20 protein-coding genes are annotated in these 18,481 nt (G+C 45.4%); 17 read left to right on the top strand and 3 right to left on the bottom strand.

Annotated features, from left to right (window positions below; all coding sequences use genetic code 11):
* Position 1 precedes the first annotated feature (1 nt).
* From MKY24_RS08795 to MKY24_RS08855, 13 genes are all read left to right on the top strand, one after another.
* A complete protein-coding gene (locus MKY24_RS08795) occupies positions 2-529 on the top strand; it encodes a hypothetical protein (protein ID WP_254325934.1) in 528 nt (175 codons plus the stop codon).
* Between the two features lie 963 nt (positions 530-1,492).
* On the top strand, positions 1,493-2,629 hold the full coding sequence (locus MKY24_RS08800) for a polysaccharide deacetylase (RefSeq protein ID WP_023987984.1): 1,137 nt from the start codon (positions 1,493-1,495) through the stop codon (positions 2,627-2,629).
* A gap of 206 nt (positions 2,630-2,835) precedes the next feature.
* Positions 2,836-3,261, top strand: coding sequence for a phage holin family protein (locus MKY24_RS08805; RefSeq protein WP_023987985.1), 426 nt, complete (start codon positions 2,836-2,838; stop codon positions 3,259-3,261).
* An 80-nt stretch (positions 3,262-3,341) separates the two neighbouring features.
* A complete protein-coding gene (locus tag MKY24_RS08810; RefSeq protein WP_013309679.1) occupies positions 3,342-3,629 on the top strand; it encodes a Dabb family protein in 288 nt (95 codons plus the stop codon).
* Positions 3,630-3,653: 24 nt separating this feature from the next.
* The gene (locus MKY24_RS08815) at positions 3,654-4,094 is read left to right on the top strand and encodes a HepT-like ribonuclease domain-containing protein (protein ID WP_023987986.1); all 441 of its coding nucleotides are present in this window, start codon (positions 3,654-3,656) and stop codon (positions 4,092-4,094) included.
* An 8-nt stretch (positions 4,095-4,102) separates the two neighbouring features.
* The gene (locus MKY24_RS08820) at positions 4,103-4,750 is read left to right on the top strand and encodes a metalloregulator ArsR/SmtB family transcription factor (RefSeq protein WP_028542843.1); all 648 of its coding nucleotides are present in this window, start codon (positions 4,103-4,105) and stop codon (positions 4,748-4,750) included.
* A gap of 96 nt (positions 4,751-4,846) precedes the next feature.
* Positions 4,847-5,170: a YtxH domain-containing protein gene (locus MKY24_RS08825; RefSeq protein ID WP_068940242.1), complete on the top strand. Its 324-nt coding sequence runs from the start codon at positions 4,847-4,849 to the stop codon at positions 5,168-5,170.
* A 208-nt stretch (positions 5,171-5,378) separates the two neighbouring features.
* Positions 5,379-6,188 carry a glutamate racemase gene (gene racE / locus MKY24_RS08830; RefSeq protein WP_023987989.1) on the top strand — a complete coding sequence of 270 codons (810 nt, stop codon included), beginning with the start codon at positions 5,379-5,381 and terminating at the stop codon, positions 6,186-6,188.
* 120 nt (positions 6,189-6,308) lie between these two features.
* Entirely contained in the window at positions 6,309-7,529 is a 1,221-nt protein-coding gene (locus tag MKY24_RS08835; RefSeq protein ID WP_339201797.1) for a M14 family zinc carboxypeptidase, read from the top strand.
* 135 nt (positions 7,530-7,664) lie between these two features.
* Entirely contained in the window at positions 7,665-7,931 is a 267-nt protein-coding gene (locus MKY24_RS08840) for a hypothetical protein (RefSeq protein ID WP_023987991.1), read from the top strand.
* Positions 7,932-8,192: 261 nt separating this feature from the next.
* Positions 8,193-8,495: a heme biosynthesis protein HemY gene (locus MKY24_RS08845; protein WP_013309686.1), complete on the top strand. Its 303-nt coding sequence runs from the start codon at positions 8,193-8,195 to the stop codon at positions 8,493-8,495.
* Between the two features lie 23 nt (positions 8,496-8,518).
* Positions 8,519-8,740, top strand: a complete 222-nt coding sequence (locus tag MKY24_RS08850) for a DUF1450 domain-containing protein (RefSeq protein WP_007429791.1) — start codon at positions 8,519-8,521, stop codon at positions 8,738-8,740.
* Positions 8,741-8,834: 94 nt separating this feature from the next.
* Positions 8,835-9,104, top strand: a complete 270-nt coding sequence (locus MKY24_RS08855) for a hypothetical protein (RefSeq protein WP_023987992.1) — start codon at positions 8,835-8,837, stop codon at positions 9,102-9,104.
* Between the two features lie 173 nt (positions 9,105-9,277).
* Here MKY24_RS08855 and MKY24_RS08860 read toward each other — a convergent pair whose 3' ends face one another.
* Positions 9,278-11,260: an LTA synthase family protein gene (locus tag MKY24_RS08860; protein ID WP_028542840.1), complete on the bottom strand. Its 1,983-nt coding sequence runs from the start codon at positions 11,258-11,260 to the stop codon at positions 9,278-9,280.
* A 188-nt stretch (positions 11,261-11,448) separates the two neighbouring features.
* Entirely contained in the window at positions 11,449-12,609 is a 1,161-nt protein-coding gene (locus tag MKY24_RS08865; protein WP_023987994.1) for a class I SAM-dependent RNA methyltransferase, read from the bottom strand.
* Positions 12,610-12,766: 157 nt separating this feature from the next.
* Between MKY24_RS08865 and MKY24_RS08870 the strand changes: the two genes are divergently transcribed.
* On the top strand, positions 12,767-13,411 hold the full coding sequence (locus MKY24_RS08870) for an O-methyltransferase (protein ID WP_023987995.1): 645 nt from the start codon (positions 12,767-12,769) through the stop codon (positions 13,409-13,411).
* Positions 13,412-13,518: 107 nt separating this feature from the next.
* On the opposite strand, the gene MKY24_RS08875 is transcribed toward MKY24_RS08870, so the two are convergent.
* Complete coding sequence (locus tag MKY24_RS08875) at positions 13,519-14,748, bottom strand: MFS transporter (RefSeq protein WP_053325151.1); 1,230 nt, start codon at positions 14,746-14,748, stop codon at positions 13,519-13,521.
* A 233-nt stretch (positions 14,749-14,981) separates the two neighbouring features.
* On the opposite strand from MKY24_RS08875, the gene hemE reads away from it, so the two are divergent.
* Genes hemE through hemG form a run of 3 tightly spaced genes read left to right on the top strand, consistent with a single transcriptional unit; the run spans position 14,982 to position 18,454 of the window.
* Positions 14,982-16,052 carry a uroporphyrinogen decarboxylase gene (gene hemE / locus MKY24_RS08880; RefSeq protein WP_023987997.1) on the top strand — a complete coding sequence of 357 codons (1,071 nt, stop codon included), beginning with the start codon at positions 14,982-14,984 and terminating at the stop codon, positions 16,050-16,052.
* Positions 16,053-16,059: 7 nt separating this feature from the next.
* On the top strand, positions 16,060-17,001 hold the full coding sequence (hemH, locus tag MKY24_RS08885) for a ferrochelatase (RefSeq protein WP_028542839.1): 942 nt from the start codon (positions 16,060-16,062) through the stop codon (positions 16,999-17,001).
* A gap of 7 nt (positions 17,002-17,008) precedes the next feature.
* Positions 17,009-18,454, top strand: coding sequence for a protoporphyrinogen oxidase (gene hemG / locus MKY24_RS08890; protein WP_339201799.1), 1,446 nt, complete (start codon positions 17,009-17,011; stop codon positions 18,452-18,454).
* Positions 18,455-18,481 lie beyond the last annotated feature (27 nt).

Raw genomic sequence — 18,481 nt, forward strand, 5'->3', positions numbered from 1 at the left:
TGTGGATTTTTGGATTCAAGCAAGTTGTCCTAGATGTACAGGTTTCTTTGATGGAGAAGATCAAAATTTATCAAATGCAATTGAAACAATATTTCCAATGATGACTGAAAAGGCTGTCATGGTTTGGAAATCCATATATATACCGCTATGTTATAAATATGACATTAGTTATATGATAGATGATATTCTTTATATTCTTGAAAAATTAAGAAGTAATTCATCTGGTGAGATATCTTTGCATTGGGCATCTGATACATTTGCTAATGTATGGAATATAAGTTGGTCGGATGAGCAAATGGAAATAAACTCTCAATGGGGTTCTGTTTTGGGACATACTGAACAATTATTGACCACTAAAGGAGCTATTACTCTATCTAAGAAGTCTTTTAGATCAGAATGGAAAAGAGTTCTTTTCAATATTATATCGGGGCTAAGGGAATCAGGATATGAAGAGGGTAGCCTTTCGGGCATGTCGCGTTTAATTGCAGAGTATAACGCAATTGATGGTGAAGGAGTTCTCTACAATTGAAGAAGCGATGAGGAATGCTTTTGATAACTATAGTAAAGATTATCCGAATGGATTTAAAAGCTATTTTGGCGATTTCCAGAAACAAGATTAATTGTTGAATTGCAACGAGGTGCTTTGATGTTAGGTAACTTTTCGGAATGTAGTCAAAACCAAGTAATATCTTTTATTCCAATATTGTAAGACGTTAAGATTAAATGAGGTTGTTATTTGATTTTAAATGGAAAAATCGATGATGGTTATTTTACATTGGATTAATACTTCAGAAGATCTTGGAGATTTCTCTTCAAGGTCTTCTTTTGTGATCCACTCAAAGTACATAAATAATTTTTTCGAACATAGCTAGATTTATATAATTTAAATGTATTCCCAAAGATAAATAATGAAATTACAAAAAAAAGAATTTTAGGATGTACTTATTTAAAGAATACACGAGCAGGTTCGAGAAATGAAGTATTTCTTATGAGCAGAAGAGTGTCTAGATGATAATTTTAAATAATTATGTATAACTATTGCTGAAACAATAAGTATATTATAAATGATAATCAGATAGTTTCCTAACGGGCAGAGGGGAATTTGTCGGTATAGCCACTTAATACTGAGTATAAAATTCATAAAAGACTTGTTTTATAGGTTCTAGTTCCATCAAAAGAATCTACTAATCGCTTGTACTCTTATTAACTCCGGCCAATTTATTCACAAATTTGTAACCTTCTCTGGTAGGGGGGTTGCGAGATTGTTTTCAAATTGTTTTACTATATTTACCTACTATAGTCTGGTAATCTATTAATATATATAGGGGGAACGAAAAGACGTCAGGTTCAGTCGGTTCATACGCGTTTATGTTCTATATGTTGAGTGAATGTCTATATTGCCATGTCTATATCGTCATGTCTGTATAACTTCATAGACAAGCTAGAGATAGCTCCCGCACATTATAAAATACAGCACAGGATGGTGTAATGAATGAAGCTTTTAAATGCAAAATGGATGGCTGTATGCTTGATGGCAATCTGTTGTTTGGGTTTGCTAGGTATACATACGAATACGGCGAGTGCACAAGCGAAGGCTCCTTTGCTGGGGGTCAATGATGTGTTGCTAGATTCGAATACCATTCAGCCCGTAATGAAAAATGATAAGTTGTATGTTCCTATCGTTACATTAGGGCAAAAGATGGGGATTTCTACTTCGGCCAACGGCAACACATTGGTACTGACTGGACATAATCGCAGCTTTACGCTGGATTTGAACAAGGGGGATGTGTTCGAGCGTGGAGATCGTACAATGGTGCCAATTCGCACTTTGACCGATGCGTTCGGCTTCACTATTACGCTTCCAACAAGTAATCTATATCGAATTCAGAACGCAAATGCTAGTTTGTCTGATGCTCAGTTTTTGAATACATTCGCAACAGAAATTAAACAGTATGCAGCTGTCAAACCGGGCAAAGCCAGCAATTCAGGCAACAAGGGAACTGCCTCATCATCCAGCCGTACGATTTATTTGAGCTTCGATGATGGTCCTACGGCGCATACGTCGCAGCTGCTGGATATTTTAGATAAATATAATGCGAAGGCTACTTTCTTCATGCTGGGACCTGAAATTCGTCAACATAGCGCAGTGATGAAAAGAATGGTAGAGGCGGGTCATGGTTTGGGCCTGCATGGGATGACGCATCAGGTGAAGAAAATCTATGCATCCCCGGCAGCAGCATTGGCAGAGATGAATCAGGATAATGAAATTTTATTTAAGGCTACAGGAAAACGCACTTCTTTGATTCGTACACCTTATGGCAGCAAACCGTATTTGAAGAAAGCATATCGTGATCAACTGACGGGTGCAGGTTATCATATTTGGGACTGGAATATCGATTCCAATGATTGGCGTTATACTAAAAATCCAGAGCATTTTGTACAGACTGTCCTAAGTGATATTAGAAGATTGAAAAAGCAAGGCAGAACACCAGTCGTTCTTATGCATGATAAGCCATCTACGATCAAGGTTCTTCCACAAATCATGGCCGCTTTGCAGAAAGAAGGATATTCGTTCGAGCCGTTGAATGATAACCTGACTCCGCTTAATTTTTGGAATGATCATCGTTAATTGAATAGCATGAAAGAAAAGGCACCTTTTCAACCATTATATAGTGGTTGAAAAGGTGTCTTTTTGTTGTATTCGCTCGGAATTGTGAAGTTTGCAGCATGCTTTATATGAATCTATGAATTCATGTCTATGCACAGGTCATATGACTTTACGGGTTACCACGTCGCTGCATATATTACAGTAACCGCCCCGAGAGGAGGAGAGGTATGAATATTAATCCGAGTATGTTTAGTATGATTTGCGCTACCGCAGGAGCCCTTATTACGTTTGCCTTTGGCGGCTGGAATCAGCTAATGGTGCTATTCACGGTTGCAATGGCTGTTGATTATGTGACTGGAGTCGCCGCAGCAATTAAGACTGGGCAAGGTTTAAGCAGTAAAGCCGGCTTTTGGGGGCTGGCTAGAAAGGCTTTAATGCTAATGGTAATTTCTTTGGCGCATCACGTGGATCTCCTGATGGGTACCGAAATCATGAAAGGGGCGACAACGTATTTTTATTTATCCAATGAATTGATCTCTATTACGGAAAACTGTTCACGAATGGGTCTGCCGCTCCCACCGAAGCTCAAGAATTTTTTTGCCCTATTAAAGGACAAGGAGTCTGATGGTAAAAATGGCGGAAAAGATCGCTAGAATTACAAAGTTTCTTTCCGTATGTGGGGCGTTATGATAAAATTTTCAAGAGAACATTTTAAGATAAGGAGCCTATACGCATGATTAAACATATTGTTTTGTTCAAATTGAAAGACCGCTCCCCCGAAAGCATTGAGCACACGGCATCCATTTTGCGCAGCATGAACGGCAAAATCAAAGAGCTGCTGTCACTCGAAGTAGGTACGGATGTGATTCGTTCGGAACGTTCTTATGATATTTCCCTTACCGCTGTTGTCGAAACACTGGAGGATTTGCAAACGTATCAGGTACATCCTGTGCACCAGGAAATTATTGTACACATGAATGAAGTAAAGGATGTATCTATCGCAGTTGATTATGAAATCTAAAGCGATTACTGGAGGTGTAGGACCTTGTATTATGTCAACCGGGAACAAATTGAGCTTCGACTAGGGGCTGTTCCCGACATTGTCGCCGGACTTCGCCAGACTTCTGCTGCCTGGAACGGCGATCTGTTGCAGGGGCTAGTGCAGGAGCGCTGCCTTCATCTGGCAATTGAGACGGTAACGGACGTAGGAAGCTATATCATCGACGGATTTATTATGCGTGACGCTAGTAGCTATGAGGATATTATCGGTATCATTCATGAGGAGGGTGTACTGGATGATACCGTATTTCATTCGCTAGTAGAGCTGGTAGGCTTACGTAAACCCCTAGTACAGGAGTACTTCCATTGGGACCGGACAAGCCTTCACCCGCTTACACCAAAGCTGCCTGGGTTGCTGGAGCTTTTTGCATCTAACGTGCATGATTATTTAAATAAGGAATTGGGTCCCCAGCCCGAGGGAGTGTAAAGGCAAAAGTGACGGATAAGTATATCGTACCCGAAATGCCCACTAGGCGCATGATCATGACATTATTGAAAACCCAGGGACCTGTGGGCGTCGGAAGCTTGGCAGCTCAATTGGGCATTACCGAAATGGGAGTGCGCAGGCATCTCAAATTGATGGAGCAGGATGGTCTGATCGTGGCTACGATCGTGAGACAGGCGATGGGACGCCCGACGTTTTTATACAGTCTGAGCGAGCAGGGAAGCGAGCAGTTTCCTCGTAATTATGATCATCTGTTACTGGAACTGTTAGAGGAGCTGGATGAAGAACAGGGAATGGAAGCTGTTTACTCGCTGTTTGATGGTAGAAAACGTAAAATGATGAAGCGCTACGCCCCTCACATGGAGGGGAAGACTACACTGGCCTCACGTGTGGAAAAGCTTTCGGGCATCCAGAATGCTTCCGGATATATGGCAGAGTGGCACGAGGAAGAGGATGGTAGCTACTCTATTGTGGAATACAATTGTCCTATCTCTCAAATTGCAGGCCGTTACCGCAAGGCTTGTGAATGCGAGCAGCAAATGTTTGAGGAGCTGCTTGATGCCGAGGTTGTTCGTGAGGATTGTTTGGCGGATGGGGGCCGTTGTTGCCTGTATCGTATCCGCTCTAAAAAAAAGTAAAACTTTTCAGGCTTGTTTTCTGTATCATGACAAGCTCTCCATGCTTATAATGCACTAACAGATGGGCATTCGCCCGGGCACAAGGGAGAGATGATGATGAAGGAGAACTGCAAAAGTTTTATCCGAGGCGCGTTGGCAGGCAGCATTATTGGTTCGGTTGCTGCTTTGTTATTTGCCCCTAAGTCTGGTCGTGAGCTGCGTCAGAATATTACAGATCAGGCGCGCAACGTAAGTGATAAGGGACAGGAGCTAGCGGGGAAAATTTCAGACACCTCAATTGAGTATACTGACAAAATTAAGGAGACAGCCTCAGCCGTCATTCATGAAATTGGGCAATGGCGTAAAAAGGGTGAAATTATTCCTGAGGTTAGTATTTCATCAGCGACTGTTCAAGAAGATACGGAAAAAGATGCTCTGTAACGGTCTGTAAAACGTAGGTGAAACACTGAATACGGTTTGAATTCGTGGCTTCTCCCGTTGGGGTGGAGCCTTTTTATTGATCACTTCCTCGTTTTAGGGTAATCTTTTGGGGTACCTTTTACATTAATACGACATAAGGTATGTAGCAACGGATAGCTTTCCGAGATGAAACAACTCATATTTGAACAAAAAAGGAAGCGGTGTGTACGTGCAGCAAGCGATTGCAATATTGGATTCCGGTGTAGGAGGTTTGACGGTTGTAAAAGAAGTCATGCGTCAGCTTCCACGGGAAAAAATCATTTATTTTGGAGACACTGCGCGCACTCCGTATGGCCCCCGACCATCGGAAGAGGTTAAAAAATTTACAGAGCAAATGGTTGATTTTCTGATTCAATTTGATCCGAAAGTCATTATTATTGCTTGTAACACGGCTACTGCCGCGGCATTGGACTATATAAGCCAAAAGGTATCCATTCCGGTGATCGGAGTCATTCACCCTGGGGCTCGTGCTGCGATTAGCGCGACGGCTACCGGGCATGTCGGGGTGATTGGGACTGTCGGTACGATTCGAAGCGGAGCGTATACAGCTGCGCTCAAGCAATTGTCTCCTTATGTAGACGTGGTGAGCCATGCTTGTCCTGCGCTTGTTCCATTGGTGGAACAAGGGTTATTCCGCTCCAAGACGACATCGCAGGTTGTGGAGGAGACATTGAGACCTATTCAAACGTATCCGATTGATTGTCTGATTCTTGGTTGTACGCATTATCCTTTTTTGAAGGAAACGATTCAAGAAGTCATGGGGCCTGCAGTAAAGCTCATTAGCTCGGCAGATGAAACGGCGCGTGAGACGAGTACCATTTTGTATAACAAAGGCAAGTTGGAAGCTGGGGACGAAACGCCGGTGCATCAGCTTTTTTGTTCCGGCGATCCTGAATTGTTCCAGCGCATTGCCGCACAGTGGCTCGGGGAGCAAATTCGCCAAACGCCTGTCGTCTGGCAAGTCACCAATTTGGATTAACGAGACAGCCGACTTTTTTTGTCATTGGACAAAAGAAGTCGGTTGTTTTGCTTTTCGCTACATCAAGACACGCCGCGTCTGCATAACATGCAGTAAGGCAGATGGAAGGGGCGTAGTAAGATGAGGGAATATATCGTTCAAAAAGGAGATACATTGCACCGGGTCGCCTCGGCTTTTAAACTATCGGCGGATACTTTGATCGTAGATAATCCGTGGGCCGCCACGCAACCCTATCTGATTAGTGGTCAAGTGTTATATATTCGTCCGTCTACGGATCGTAAATACGTTATTCAGCCTGGTGAGTATGCAAGACAGATTGCCAAGCAGTTTGGTGTGGAGCTTGATGAGTTACGGCTAGCCAATCCAGGACTTGCGGAGCATGATTTTACGGAAGGAAAAACTATTGTTATTCCTGAAGACCATCAGGATCAGATTGTACGATTACGTGGAGAATATGGATATGAAGATTTAAAGGAAGACCTAGCGGCCTTGGCCCTCAGATATCCGTTTATTGAAGTTGGCAGCATTGGCACCAGTGTCATGGGGAAGGATATTCCTTATGTACGTATTGGGCAGGGAACCCGTAAAATTCATGCCAATGCTTCTGTTCATGCTAATGAATGGCTGACGACGCCTTGTTTGCTGCGTTTTATAGAGCAATATGCACAAGGGATCGATGGGACTGAAGAACATATAGGGACCTCTCAATGGGTGTATGGAGGTTCTCCGCAGGATTTGCTGGAGCATACATCCCTATGGGTGGTTCCGATGGTCAACCCGGATGGGGTAGAGCTGGTGCAACAAGGTGTACTCCCAACTCATCCGTTGTATCATGATCTCAAAAAGTGGAATGAAGGACGTGCTGATTATCGCGGTTGGAAGGCCAATATTCGTGGTGTCGATCTCAACGATCAATTTCCGGCATATTGGGAAGAAGAGGTACGCAGACGCGGTAAAATAGGTCCGTCTCGACGAGACTATGCAGGACCTGCACCTTTGTCTGAACCAGAGTCCAAGGCGCTTGCCGATCTGACGGAGCGCGAACAGTTCGACATGGTGTTATCCATACACAGTCAGGGACAGGAGATCTATTGGAATTATCGGGATCTAGAGCCTAAGGAGAGCCGAGATTGGGCCTTGCGGCTAGCTGCCGCAACAGGGTACCGGGCGGTAAAGCTGGGTGGGAGCGATGCAGGGTACAAGGATTGGTTTATACAGCGATTTGGTAAACCAGGGTTTACCGTTGAAGTCGGTCTAGGTGTAAATCCGCTGCCCATGCGTGATTACGATGATATTGCAGCAGAAGTGGGCATGTTAATGGCAACAGTGCTGTCATGGTGAAAAATTCGGCCTACTGAAACGTATCGAATCATTTGCGCGTATTAGGAGGAACACGTTTTTTATAAGTGTTCCTCTTTACATGTCCCTTCAATGGGGTATATATACTTAGGAGCATTGGAAATGGAGTGAACAACTATGAAGTGGAAAAGATTACTATCTCTCCGTCAATGGTCACATGTATTTCGTCGTATGCCCCGATTTATTACTTCATCAAGGATTCCGCTGGGAGAAAAGTTACTCTTTGCGGTGCCTGTATTGCTCTATTGGGTATTACCTGATGTCATGCCATTTATGCCCATCGACGATATTGGTGTGACGCTATTGCTTATGAATTGGTTTGTCACCCGTGCCGAACGAAAATATCCAGATGTGCTTGAAAAACAGCATGTACGTGTTCGGTAGATAAGCTTATGAATTTCGTGATTGCGATTTTTCACGATTTTCTTTACAATAGGAATATTGCCTTTTGCTATGCTGAATATAATTGTGGTCTATCGGCTCATGATGATGTTTCAGACGCAGCTGTGCTGCCGTAGTACCTCTTTCCCTCTGGGATAGAGGCTAATTATTTGAGTTGTTGATTTTACCCGCTAGGTTGTGTGGTGTGGATATGTATCCAATGAACCACATTTCATTTAATGAATATGAAGGAGATGAAGTTTGATGAACTGCAAAATTACTCGTAACGCAGCTAAAGTATTGAAACTTGAACTGGATAAGGAAGAGAACCAAGGGAAGAGCCTGCGCGTTGTTATTACTCATGCTCATGGAGATCATGCTCATTACGGGCTGGATTTGGACACGCCTAAAGAAACAGATACTGTCGTATCTACAGATAAAGGCATTGACGTAATTTTGGAAAACGGCCAGCCGCTGCTGGATGGTGTGAAAATTGATTACTTGTACTTCCCCGAAGAAGGATTTGTCATTACTAACCCTTCCCAAGGTAATCACGGCGACCACTAAGCCGGAGCTCGGAGGGATGACAGATGGCCAATGATATTCGCGTATGTGATGAATGCAATCATATCCGCTTGAAAACGATCTTGCCCAAGTTGCAAAAGATGGCACCAGATGCCGAGATCAAAATCGGCTGCAAATCGTATTGCGGTCCTTGTGGGAAACGAGCGTTTGTATATGTGAACGGACGTTATGTGAGTGCGGCCACAGAGGATGAAGTATTGGAGAAGGCTGCGCGCTTTATCAAATAGTTCCAGTACGCAGCATTCGCAATTTTTGAATAGTTCTCCTTCTTCTGATCCATGCTAATGGATGTAGACCACTGCCCAGAAGGAGGAGTGACTCATGGCCCAATATGATTCTAATCTCGACAATCACAGTGTTGAGGCTCAAACACAAAACTCGGTGGACAGGCTTCACAATGCCGTCTCTCAGGCATTGTCACATCCGGCTGAGCAACTGATTGAGCAGGCTGAGCAATCTCGCACTCATGCGGAGCATGCCATACAGCAGGCAAAGGATAGCCTTGGTGACGACTCAGTAGAAGTTGCAGAGGACATGCTTGGTGAAGAGGTACAACGGCTTGAACAAGCTAAAAAAACGTTGCGTTCCTAGCGCAGTCGAGTGACAATCCATATAAAAAAGCACGATCCACAGCACTTACAAGCTGATGGATCGTGCTTTTTTGTTATATACAGGGCGGTTATGCGATTGGCATCCTTAAAAGAGTTCGGGGAGGATGCTATGTCAGCAACCTCCCACAGAAAGTCTATTAGATAAAGAAGGAGTTACTTCTTTGTTTGTGGTTCCCATTCGCGAATAAGATCGTATGTGATAACCTGATCAGATATGTTCAACCGATTGAGAGCTTCGGTATAGCCCGGTCCGCAGGCGTTAACATCTGTAGGCTGGCCTGTACTCAGGTTGTAACAGGTCCCTTTGGAGAATGTACCGTCCTCAGATGGAATGTAGTACACTCGTCCATCGGTGAAAGCACCAGTACGCAGTACAACCATACGAGGCTTCCCGCTAAACAGATCGTTTCCCATAAAATGATATGGTTTTGTAGAAATCCCAAGTAGGTGCATTACGGAAGGCGTCAGATCCAACTGACCTGCCGGTTCCGTATACGTGCCCGCCTGACTTCCGTCAGGAAGATGCACAAGCAATGGCACCTGATTCATGATTTTCTGCATGTCCAGATCCGTAAGTGGCTTGCCTAAAAACTTCTCATACAGTGCTTTGTCTTTAATAGAATTGTCATGATCCCCATAAAACATCAGGATCGTATCATCCCACAGTCCGTCTTTCTTCATCTGATCTACCAATTCGCCCAGTGCTTCATCTACATAATGGACAGATTTCAGATAGTCTCCGAACATGGTACCTTCAAACTCGCCAACGTCTAAATCTACCGCGTCAGGTGACAGGTTGTACGGATGATGGCTGGAGATACCGACCATATAGGCGTAGAACGGCTGCTTAACTTCGGTGGTGAGATCATTGAGCGTTTGACGGAAAAAGGATTTATCTCCCAGTGACCAACCCAGTGGCTCATCTATTTTAAAATCTTTTTTACTGTAGAACTTGTCATAGTTCATTGCCTTATACATGGTGTAACGGTTCCAGAAGCTGCTATCGTACACGTGAAACGCATTGGGACTATACCCAGTATCCTTCAAAATGGAAGGTAACGTATCGAATTTATGGTCCGCATAACGGATAAATACCGAGCCAGTAGGGAGCGGATGCAGCGAAGCATGTGTAGAGAAGTCCGCGTCCGAAGTACGACCCTGCGCAGTCTGGTGAAAATAATTGTTGAAATACATGCTTTCCTTCGTCAGTTTGTCAAAGTTAGGCGTAATCGCTTGACCGTTGATCTGTTTGCCGATAAAAAAGTTCATGAACGCTTCAGCTTGAATGACCATCACGTTTTTCCCCTTATACTTGCCAGATAGATCATTTTTAACCTGAAGCAACTTTTGGTGCTGATTAAACCATTCCTTATCCTTATCAGATTCCGCTTGAGCCAATGTTGGCTGGGGACCAAGGTGATCTTGACCATAACGGTAGATGTCATATCCATGAAATCCGATCAATCCGGTTACGTTGTACAAGGCCATTGACCACCAGTTGCCGACAAATATGCCAGTTGCCCACGTGGAGGTATAATATTTGATCGGCCCAAATGTCAATACATAGCCAATCAGGAAGGCCAATGCCCCTTTGGAGAAGCGAAGCAGGAACCTCCTTGTGAACGAGCTTCGGGATGCTTCTAAATAAGTATCATTCGTTGTAAGTCGACGTCGTAACGAAGCCACAAATATGACATACGGAATGAATAGAATCCAGTCTGCAAAAAAGAAAATGTCCCACCAGTACATAAGGGATGCGATACTCCCGCCCAGAGAATCAACTTGTCCGGCTTGAAGCAAGACGGGAATCGTAATGAAATCCTGGAAATAACGATAATAAACCATGTCGGAATAAATGAGCGCGGTGAGTAAAACATCGAGCACCACAAGAGCAATCAAACGTCCGCGACGTGGTAGCCATAAGGTCCAGAAGCTCACAAGTAAAAGAGAACCAATAGCGATGACATAATCCAGCGGATTCATGTCAATATTTTGGGCATGCAAGTTATAGTGAATCAGTACGAGCTTGCCGATCATAAGTACAAAAAACAGACCTAATCCAAAATATCGAGACAGCAGCACTCTGCTGAACGTGTTACCAGTGCGACTTGCACTGGACGTGCGAATAACCAACACTTTACCCCCTCCGGCAGAAATGTTCGGCTAGTATAAACTACATATTAACGTAATGTTAAAACCGAAATGCCTTTAATTATTATAGCGCTCATCTCGCGCATTTCAATGATTAAGTAAAGAAAATACAGCACAAATCAGGCCAGAAGAACGAACAGAGGGTTCGTTTCCTGGCCTAAACTTCATCATATTTAAGGCTGCAACGGCGAAGTATCTTTGCGGCGCGGAGGCAGAGGGCCTAGATACTGATAGTATTGGCATTCAATACGGCCGTTAAACAACTTCCGGCGCTTGTCTGCTTTACGGCCCCAATAATGCTCAAATTGCTTGGTGGAGCTGATGGCAAAGAAAGACCAAGTCTTCATTTCGGCTGCCGTGCGTGCGAGTGAACGGATCAGCTTTTCCACCTCGGATTGCTCGCTCAGTCTCTCGCCATAAGGTGGGTTTGTAATCATCACACCATATTGTCCTTCGAGTCTGACTTTAGTTACAGGCATTACCTTAAGAGGGATGTCTTTAGCAAAGCCTGCTGCTTTTACAGCTGCCTCAGCAACTTGTATGGCATTTGGGTCGATATCGCTACCTGCAATCTCAAAAGGAATGTCATCGCGGGTCAAATCCATCGCTTCGTCGCGAGCCTGATCCCATAATTCTCTGCCAATGACAGGCCAGTCTTCCGAGTTAAAGGTACGTCTCAGGCCTGGCGCAATGTTCCAGGCTTGCATGGCAGCTTCGACCAATAAAGTACCGGAACCGCAGCATGGGTCATAGAATGGTCGGTCAGGGCTCCAGCGACTAAGCTGAATAAGAGCAGAAGCCATCGTTTCTTTGAGAGGCGCCTCTGTAACGAGCTTACGATAGCCGCGTTTGTGCAGTCCTGGACCGGTCGTATCAAGTGTCAGCAATGCACGATCATTCAATAGAATGACCTCAATGACGTAACGAGGGCCATCTTCAGCAAACCAATCTGTGTGGTAGGTTTCCTTGAGCTTCTCTACAATCGCCTTCTTGACGATTCCCTGACTGGCTGGTACGCTACTAAGCTGTGATTTGTGCGAACGTCCCTCTACGGGAAATTCACCATCTACAGGAATCCAATCCTGCCAAGGCAATGCTTTGGTACCCTCGAACAGCTCGTCGAAGGTAGTTGCAGCAAATTCACCCATTTTTATAAGCACGCGGTCTGATGTGCGAAGCCACAGGTTACACCGGCATATATCCATATAATCTCCGGTAAAAACGACGCGGCCATTTTCAACGGTCAGATCTTCGTACCCGAGTTCTCTGAGTTCCCGGGCCACGACGGCTTCAAGTCCCATTGGCGCAGTTGCAATTAGTTGCAGTTGAGTCATTAAACGTATTCACTCCGTCCCCATAATCATGTAAGCTTGGTTCAATCCCTATAGTATAGGTCATTGTACTCGAAGAGACAAATCATTAAGGTAAAAAATTTACGAAGGACATCACGTCCAACCTGCGCTATGATTAAGCAAGAAGGAGAGATGAACCGTGGAAATTACACCAAATATGACCCCTGAACAATATGTAGACCAGCTGGTACAAGAAGATGAAGCACTGCGCAGTATTAGGGAGGCTATCGTTAAAGAAGGTATGCCGGAAGTATCCGTTGCTCATCCTTACGGAAAACTGTTGACCTTTCTAATTGAAGTATCTGGCGCACAGCATGTACTGGAAATCGGCGCATTAGGCGGCTACAGTGGATTATGTCTGGCTCGTGGGCTGGGAGAAAAGGGCCGCATTGTGTCACTGGAGCTGAAAGAAGCGTACGCAGCGCTGGCACATCGACATATGGAAAACAACGGATACGGTGACCGTGTCGAATATCGTATCGGACCCGCAGCGGACAGCTTGAAGGAACTTCAGGAAGAGGGAAGAACTTTCGATTTTTTCTTCATTGATGCAGATAAGGAAAATTACCCAGTGTATCTGGAATATGCGATTGCTCTGGCGAATCCGGGTGCCATTATTGCGGGAGACAACTGTTTCCTTCGCGGACGGACGCTGAATACGGATAAGAACGGCCCTGCCGTCCAGGCCGTGAGACGTTTTAACGAAACGATAGCAACAGATCCACGGCTGGTCAGCACGCTTTTGCCAGCTTACGATGGATTGGCGCTAGCTCGAGTTAAATAGTGTTCATTCCCTATGTATAGCTATACAAAAAGAACCTCCTTGTCCACAGCAGCGTGGAGCGGAGGTTCTTATCTGTTAAGGCAGGCTTGTCTTACCACGAGGTTATCTTACCTGAAATCAGGCGTAGCCTTACGATCAAAAAGCTTCATGCGTACCCAGAATATGTTGACGATTAACAGGACACCTGACATGATAAACAGTCCTTCGATGCCAATAAACCCGGATAGCACCCCGCCAATGACAGCACCCAGCATATTTCCGAGCGCTAGCGAACTGGTATTGAAGCCGAAAGAACGGCTTTCCATTCCTTCCGGTGTATACGTGCGAATCAACGCATTTACGCTTGGTAGCAGACCGCCCATAAATACACCCATGAAAAAACGGATAATGACAAGTTGCCATACTTCATTGACAAAAGCCTGCGGAATGAGCATAACCGCCGTTCCGAGCAGTGCAATGGTCAAGATCTTGTGTGCCCCTATCTTGTCACTCAATCTTCCAAGGAGCGGTGCAGCAACCATATTGGATACGCCTGTAATAGCCGTAACGAACCCGGCAATTAACGCAATTCCTTCTGCCGACCCATACAGCTTTTGCACATATAACGGCAGCAGAGATACCGTACTGATCATGGCAAACTGGAGTAGAAACGTTACGGTGAACAAAGCCGGAAGCTGGGGCGTATGGCTTAGCTCCTTTAATCCGGCAAGAACCGAAATTTGCGGTATGCGTGCGGCTTCCGTTTTGCTGAAATTTTCTTTAACCAGAAACATTGCGATGAGCGAGGCTATAAAAATTAGAGCGCCTGTAATATAAAAGATCGGTCTGAATCCGACCCAGTCAGCCAAAAATCCGCCTAGCAGAGGGCCGAGAATCGTGCCAGCCATCTGACCGGATTGCATAATCCCCATAGCGAATCCGGTTCGCTCTTTGGGAGTGGTACCCGACACTAGGGAAATCGATGCCGGATTGAAACCCGAAATCGTACCGTTCAGCAGGCGAAGCGCCAGCAGTTGCCACGGGTGGGTGACCAAACCCATACATCCGATGACCAAAGCCATACCAAAGCCTGAGCGAAGCAGCATGACTTTACGTCCATATCGGTCAGCCAGCTTGCCCCACAAAGGCTGGAACATAAATGAGGTCAAAAAGTTAGCGGCAAAAATAACTCCGGCCCATAGACCAATATCGTGCTCTCCCTTCACATGAAGGTCCTGAGCCAGATACAGGGCGAGGAACGGAGTAATCATCGTGATACCCGCATTGACCAGAAACTGACCGAACCAAAGCACAATGAGATTGATTTTCCACGTCTCCCACGTCTCCCACGTTTTCAATGTGCTTTCACTTCCTTTCTGCCCATTCTCATCCTGTTGTAAATCCTACTTATCAAAGCATAACTTCTCCGGAGCTTTAAAAAAGCCATTTCTCTAGTATAGCACACTTCATTGAAACTTTATCCAAATGTCATGGGTTTGTCATGGTTTGTTCGAGAGCTGCGGTTGTTACGACTCTTGAAAAAGGGCATAATAAAATATAGTATTTATGATTCGAACTGGAGGCTGAAGTCATGACCTACAATGATACTTTTATCCGCGCTTGCCGCAAGCAAGCTGTGGATCATATTCCCGTATGGTACATGCGGCAGGCCGGAAGGTATGACCCTGAGTATCGCAAAATTAAAGAAAAATACACATTGCTTGAAATATGCCGCCAGCCCGAGTTGGCCGCAGAAGTGACCTTGATGCCCGTGCGCAAGCTTGGGGTGGACGCTGCAATTTTATATTCTGATATTATGAATCCGGTAGCCTCGCTAGGGGTTGATTTTGATATTGTCAAAAATATTGGCCCGGTTATTGATAATCCGATTCGGTCAGCTGCAGACGTAGACAAGTTGCGTCCGATTGATGTGGAACGCGATTTGGGTCATATTTTGGAAACGATCCGTATTTTGGACCGTGAACTAAACGTGCCATTGATTACGTTCGCTGGAGCGCCTTTTACCATTGCAAGCTATTTAATAGAAGGAAGACCCTCCAAAGGATATATTCGCACCAAAGCGATGATGTATGGAGAGCCTGAGCTGTGGCATCGCCTGATGGATAAGCTAGGAGACATGGTTATTACATACGTGCGAGCCCATATTGCTAATGGCGGTAAGGCTTTTCAATTGTTTGATAGCTGGGTAGGTGCGCTCTCGCCTTATGATTTTCAAACTTTTGTGCTGCCGACTATCACACGTATTTTCCATGAACTATCTGATCTGGATGTACCTAAAATTTATTTTCCGGGCGTAAGCTCTGGTGAATTGCTCCCACACTTGAATGGGTTAAAAGCCGATGTGATTGGACTGGACTGGCGGGTAAGTATACCTGAAGGACGTCGTCGCTTGGGGAACGGTTTTGGTGTACAGGGAAACCTGGATCCTTATGTGCTTACTGCTCCAATCGATGTTATCAAGCAGTATGCGAAAACCATTGTAGATGAAGGCATTTTGGAGCCGGGTTACATTTTCAATCTCGGTCACGGTTTATTTCCTGAGGCCTCGCTAGATAAGCTAAGAGAGCTTACTAATTATGTACATGAGTATTCCCGCTCGGTTTTGTCAAAAAATGAATACATTAGAAATGTTAAGAGGTGATCTGTTAATGAAAACAAAAGTGGGTGTACTGGTCATGTCCTACGGGACGCCGGAGAGTCTGGATCAGGTGGAAGCCTATTATACACATATTCGTCGCGGCAATGCTCCTTCGCCGGAGCAGTTAAAAGAATTAAAGGATCGTTATGAAGCTATTGTAGGCGGTGTGTTTCCGCTGCGGCAGAATACGGATCGGCAGGTTCAAAACTTGCAGGAAACCTTAAATCGGGAAAATCGCAACCCGGACATTGAATTTGTCTGTTATCAGGGACTCAAACATGCCAAACCGTTTATTGAAGACGGTGTGGAAGCTATGGTGCATGATGGCATTCGTACAGCGGTGGGTGTCGTGCTGGCTCCTCACTATTCCGTTATGAGTGTAGGCACTTATATTAAGCGCGCACAGGCTAAGGCACAGGAACTGGATCTGGCCATATCATTTGTGGAGAGCTATTATCTTCATCCTAAGCTGATTAAGACGCTGACTGAGCGTGTGAACGCCAAACTGGCGCTTTTTGAAGAAGCTGGAGCCAAGCGGGACGAGGTTCGTGTTCTGTTTAGTGCGCACAGCTTGCCTGAGCGGATTTTGGCTATGGGTGATCCTTATGTTGAGCAATTAATGGCTACTTCGCAGGCAGTTGCGGACAAGGCGGGAATTACCAACTGGCAGTTTACATGGCAAAGCGCCGGTCGTACAGCAGAGCCATGGCTGGGGCCAGACATTTTGGATACCATGCACAGTCTTAAAGAGGAGCAAGTGGAATATGTGCTGGCTGCGCCAGTTGGCTTTGTTTCTGATCACTTAGAGGTGTTATACGATCTGGATATTGAAGCACAGGCGTTGGCGAAGGAATTGGATATGCGTTTTCAGCGTATTGATTCACTCAACAGTGATCCACTGTATATGGAGACGCTTAGTGATGTCATCATAGACCAATGGAAAAAGGGATGAGGGCATAATGGAGCAAAAGTTACGTAATATTGTGATTGTAGGCGGAGGCTTGACCGGGCTTAGCACTGCTTTTTATACACGAAAAATGTACAAAGAAGCTGGCTACACACCTCGAATTACGCTGGTGGAGAAAGCTTCCGTGCTGGGCGGGAAAATTGAAACGCTGCATAAAGATGGTTTTGTAATTGAAAAGGGGCCAGATTCCTTTCTGGCCCGTAAAACGGCCATGATAGACCTGGCAAAAGAGCTGGAGTTGGATCATGAGCTGGTGAGCACAAATCCTGAGGCTAAAAAGACATACATTTTGCATGAAGGACAGCTTCATCCGATGCCTCCTGGGCTGGTGCTGGGGATTCCAACAGAGCTGAAACCCTTTTTGCGCAGCGGCTTGATCTCTCTAGGCGGGAAAATGCGGGCTATGATGGATTTTGTCATTCCGCCTCGCCGTGTACCGGGAGATGAGGCGTTGGGTGATTTTATTGAACGCCGACTGGGCAAAGAAGTGCTGGAAAATGTAACTGAGCCACTGCTGGCGGGGATTTATGCTGCCAACATGAAGACGCTAAGTTTGCAGGCGACCTTCCCACAATTTGCTGAGGTAGAGCAGCAATACGGAAGCCTCATTCATGGGATGATGACAGGCCGAAAACCAGCTGAAACACATACGGGTACGAAAAAAAGTGCCTTTTTGACCTTCCGTCAAGGCTTGCAAAGTTTGGTGCATGCGTTGCTGAATGATTTGTATGACTGTGATTTACGCACCGGAATTGCTGTTACAGAATTCACAAAGACCACGGAAAGTGGAGACAGCCCATATCGCGTTATGCTAGACAATGGAGAGACGCTGGAGGCGGATGATATTTTTGTAACGACTCCCAACTTTGCTGCTGCGCCGCTATTGCGAGATCATGTCAATGTGGCTGCACTGGAAGCCGTTAATTACGTCTCCGTAGCAAACGTGGTCATGGCCTTCGATAAAACAGATATTGAGAATGTCTTTGACGGTTCTGGTTTTCTGGTCCCTCGCAAAGAAGGACGCAGCGTGACCGCTTGTACATGGACGTCTGCCAAGTGGCTACATACTAGCCCGGATGATAAGGTGCTGTTGCGCTGTTATGTAGGGCGAGCAGGAGCTGAAGACACTGTAGAGTTACCGGATGATGAGCTGATTGCACTGGTACGTAAGGATTTGAAAGAGATGATGGGAGTTACAGCAACTCCGCTGTTCACGGAAATTACACGTCTTCGCAATTCCATGCCGCAATATCCGGTAGGGCATCCGCAGGCTATAGCTGATTTGCGGGAAGAGTTACGCACTGCCATGCCGGGAGTGTATGTGTTGGGTGCTGGCTATGATGCGATTGGTTTACCGGATTGCATCCGTCAGGCTAAGGAATGGGCCTCCCATGCCGTCCAAACGACACAGCAGGAAGCGGTCAAGGTACAGGTGTAAATGTTCAATGATGAACCCTTCGCGATC

Origin of the sequence: Paenibacillus sp. FSL P2-0322 (genome assembly GCF_037975315.1) — a bacterium.
Lineage (GTDB): Bacteria > Bacillota > Bacilli > Paenibacillales > Paenibacillaceae > Paenibacillus > Paenibacillus polymyxa_B.

Excerpts from the sequence above, each read along its gene's own strand:
- MKY24_RS08840 (WP_023987991.1), top strand. The coding sequence starts at position 7,665 with ATGAAGTGGAAAAGATTACTATCTCTCCGTCAATGGTCACATGTATTT.
- MKY24_RS08805 (WP_023987985.1), top strand. The coding sequence starts at position 2,836 with ATGAATATTAATCCGAGTATGTTTAGTATGATTTGCGCTACCGCAGGA.
- hemG (WP_339201799.1), top strand. The coding sequence starts at position 17,009 with ATGGAGCAAAAGTTACGTAATATTGTGATTGTAGGCGGAGGCTTGACC.
- hemE (WP_023987997.1), top strand. The coding sequence starts at position 14,982 with ATGACCTACAATGATACTTTTATCCGCGCTTGCCGCAAGCAAGCTGTG.
- MKY24_RS08845 (WP_013309686.1), top strand. The coding sequence starts at position 8,193 with ATGAACTGCAAAATTACTCGTAACGCAGCTAAAGTATTGAAACTTGAA.
- MKY24_RS08825 (WP_068940242.1), top strand. The coding sequence starts at position 4,847 with ATGAAGGAGAACTGCAAAAGTTTTATCCGAGGCGCGTTGGCAGGCAGC.
- MKY24_RS08835 (WP_339201797.1), top strand. The coding sequence starts at position 6,309 with ATGAGGGAATATATCGTTCAAAAAGGAGATACATTGCACCGGGTCGCC.
- MKY24_RS08850 (WP_007429791.1), top strand. The coding sequence starts at position 8,519 with ATGGCCAATGATATTCGCGTATGTGATGAATGCAATCATATCCGCTTG.
- MKY24_RS08855 (WP_023987992.1), top strand. The coding sequence starts at position 8,835 with ATGGCCCAATATGATTCTAATCTCGACAATCACAGTGTTGAGGCTCAA.
- MKY24_RS08800 (WP_023987984.1), top strand. The coding sequence starts at position 1,493 with ATGAAGCTTTTAAATGCAAAATGGATGGCTGTATGCTTGATGGCAATC.
- MKY24_RS08865 (WP_023987994.1), bottom strand. The coding sequence starts at position 12,609 with ATGACTCAACTGCAACTAATTGCAACTGCGCCAATGGGACTTGAAGCC.
- hemH (WP_028542839.1), top strand. The coding sequence starts at position 16,060 with ATGAAAACAAAAGTGGGTGTACTGGTCATGTCCTACGGGACGCCGGAG.
- MKY24_RS08810 (WP_013309679.1), top strand. The coding sequence starts at position 3,342 with ATGATTAAACATATTGTTTTGTTCAAATTGAAAGACCGCTCCCCCGAA.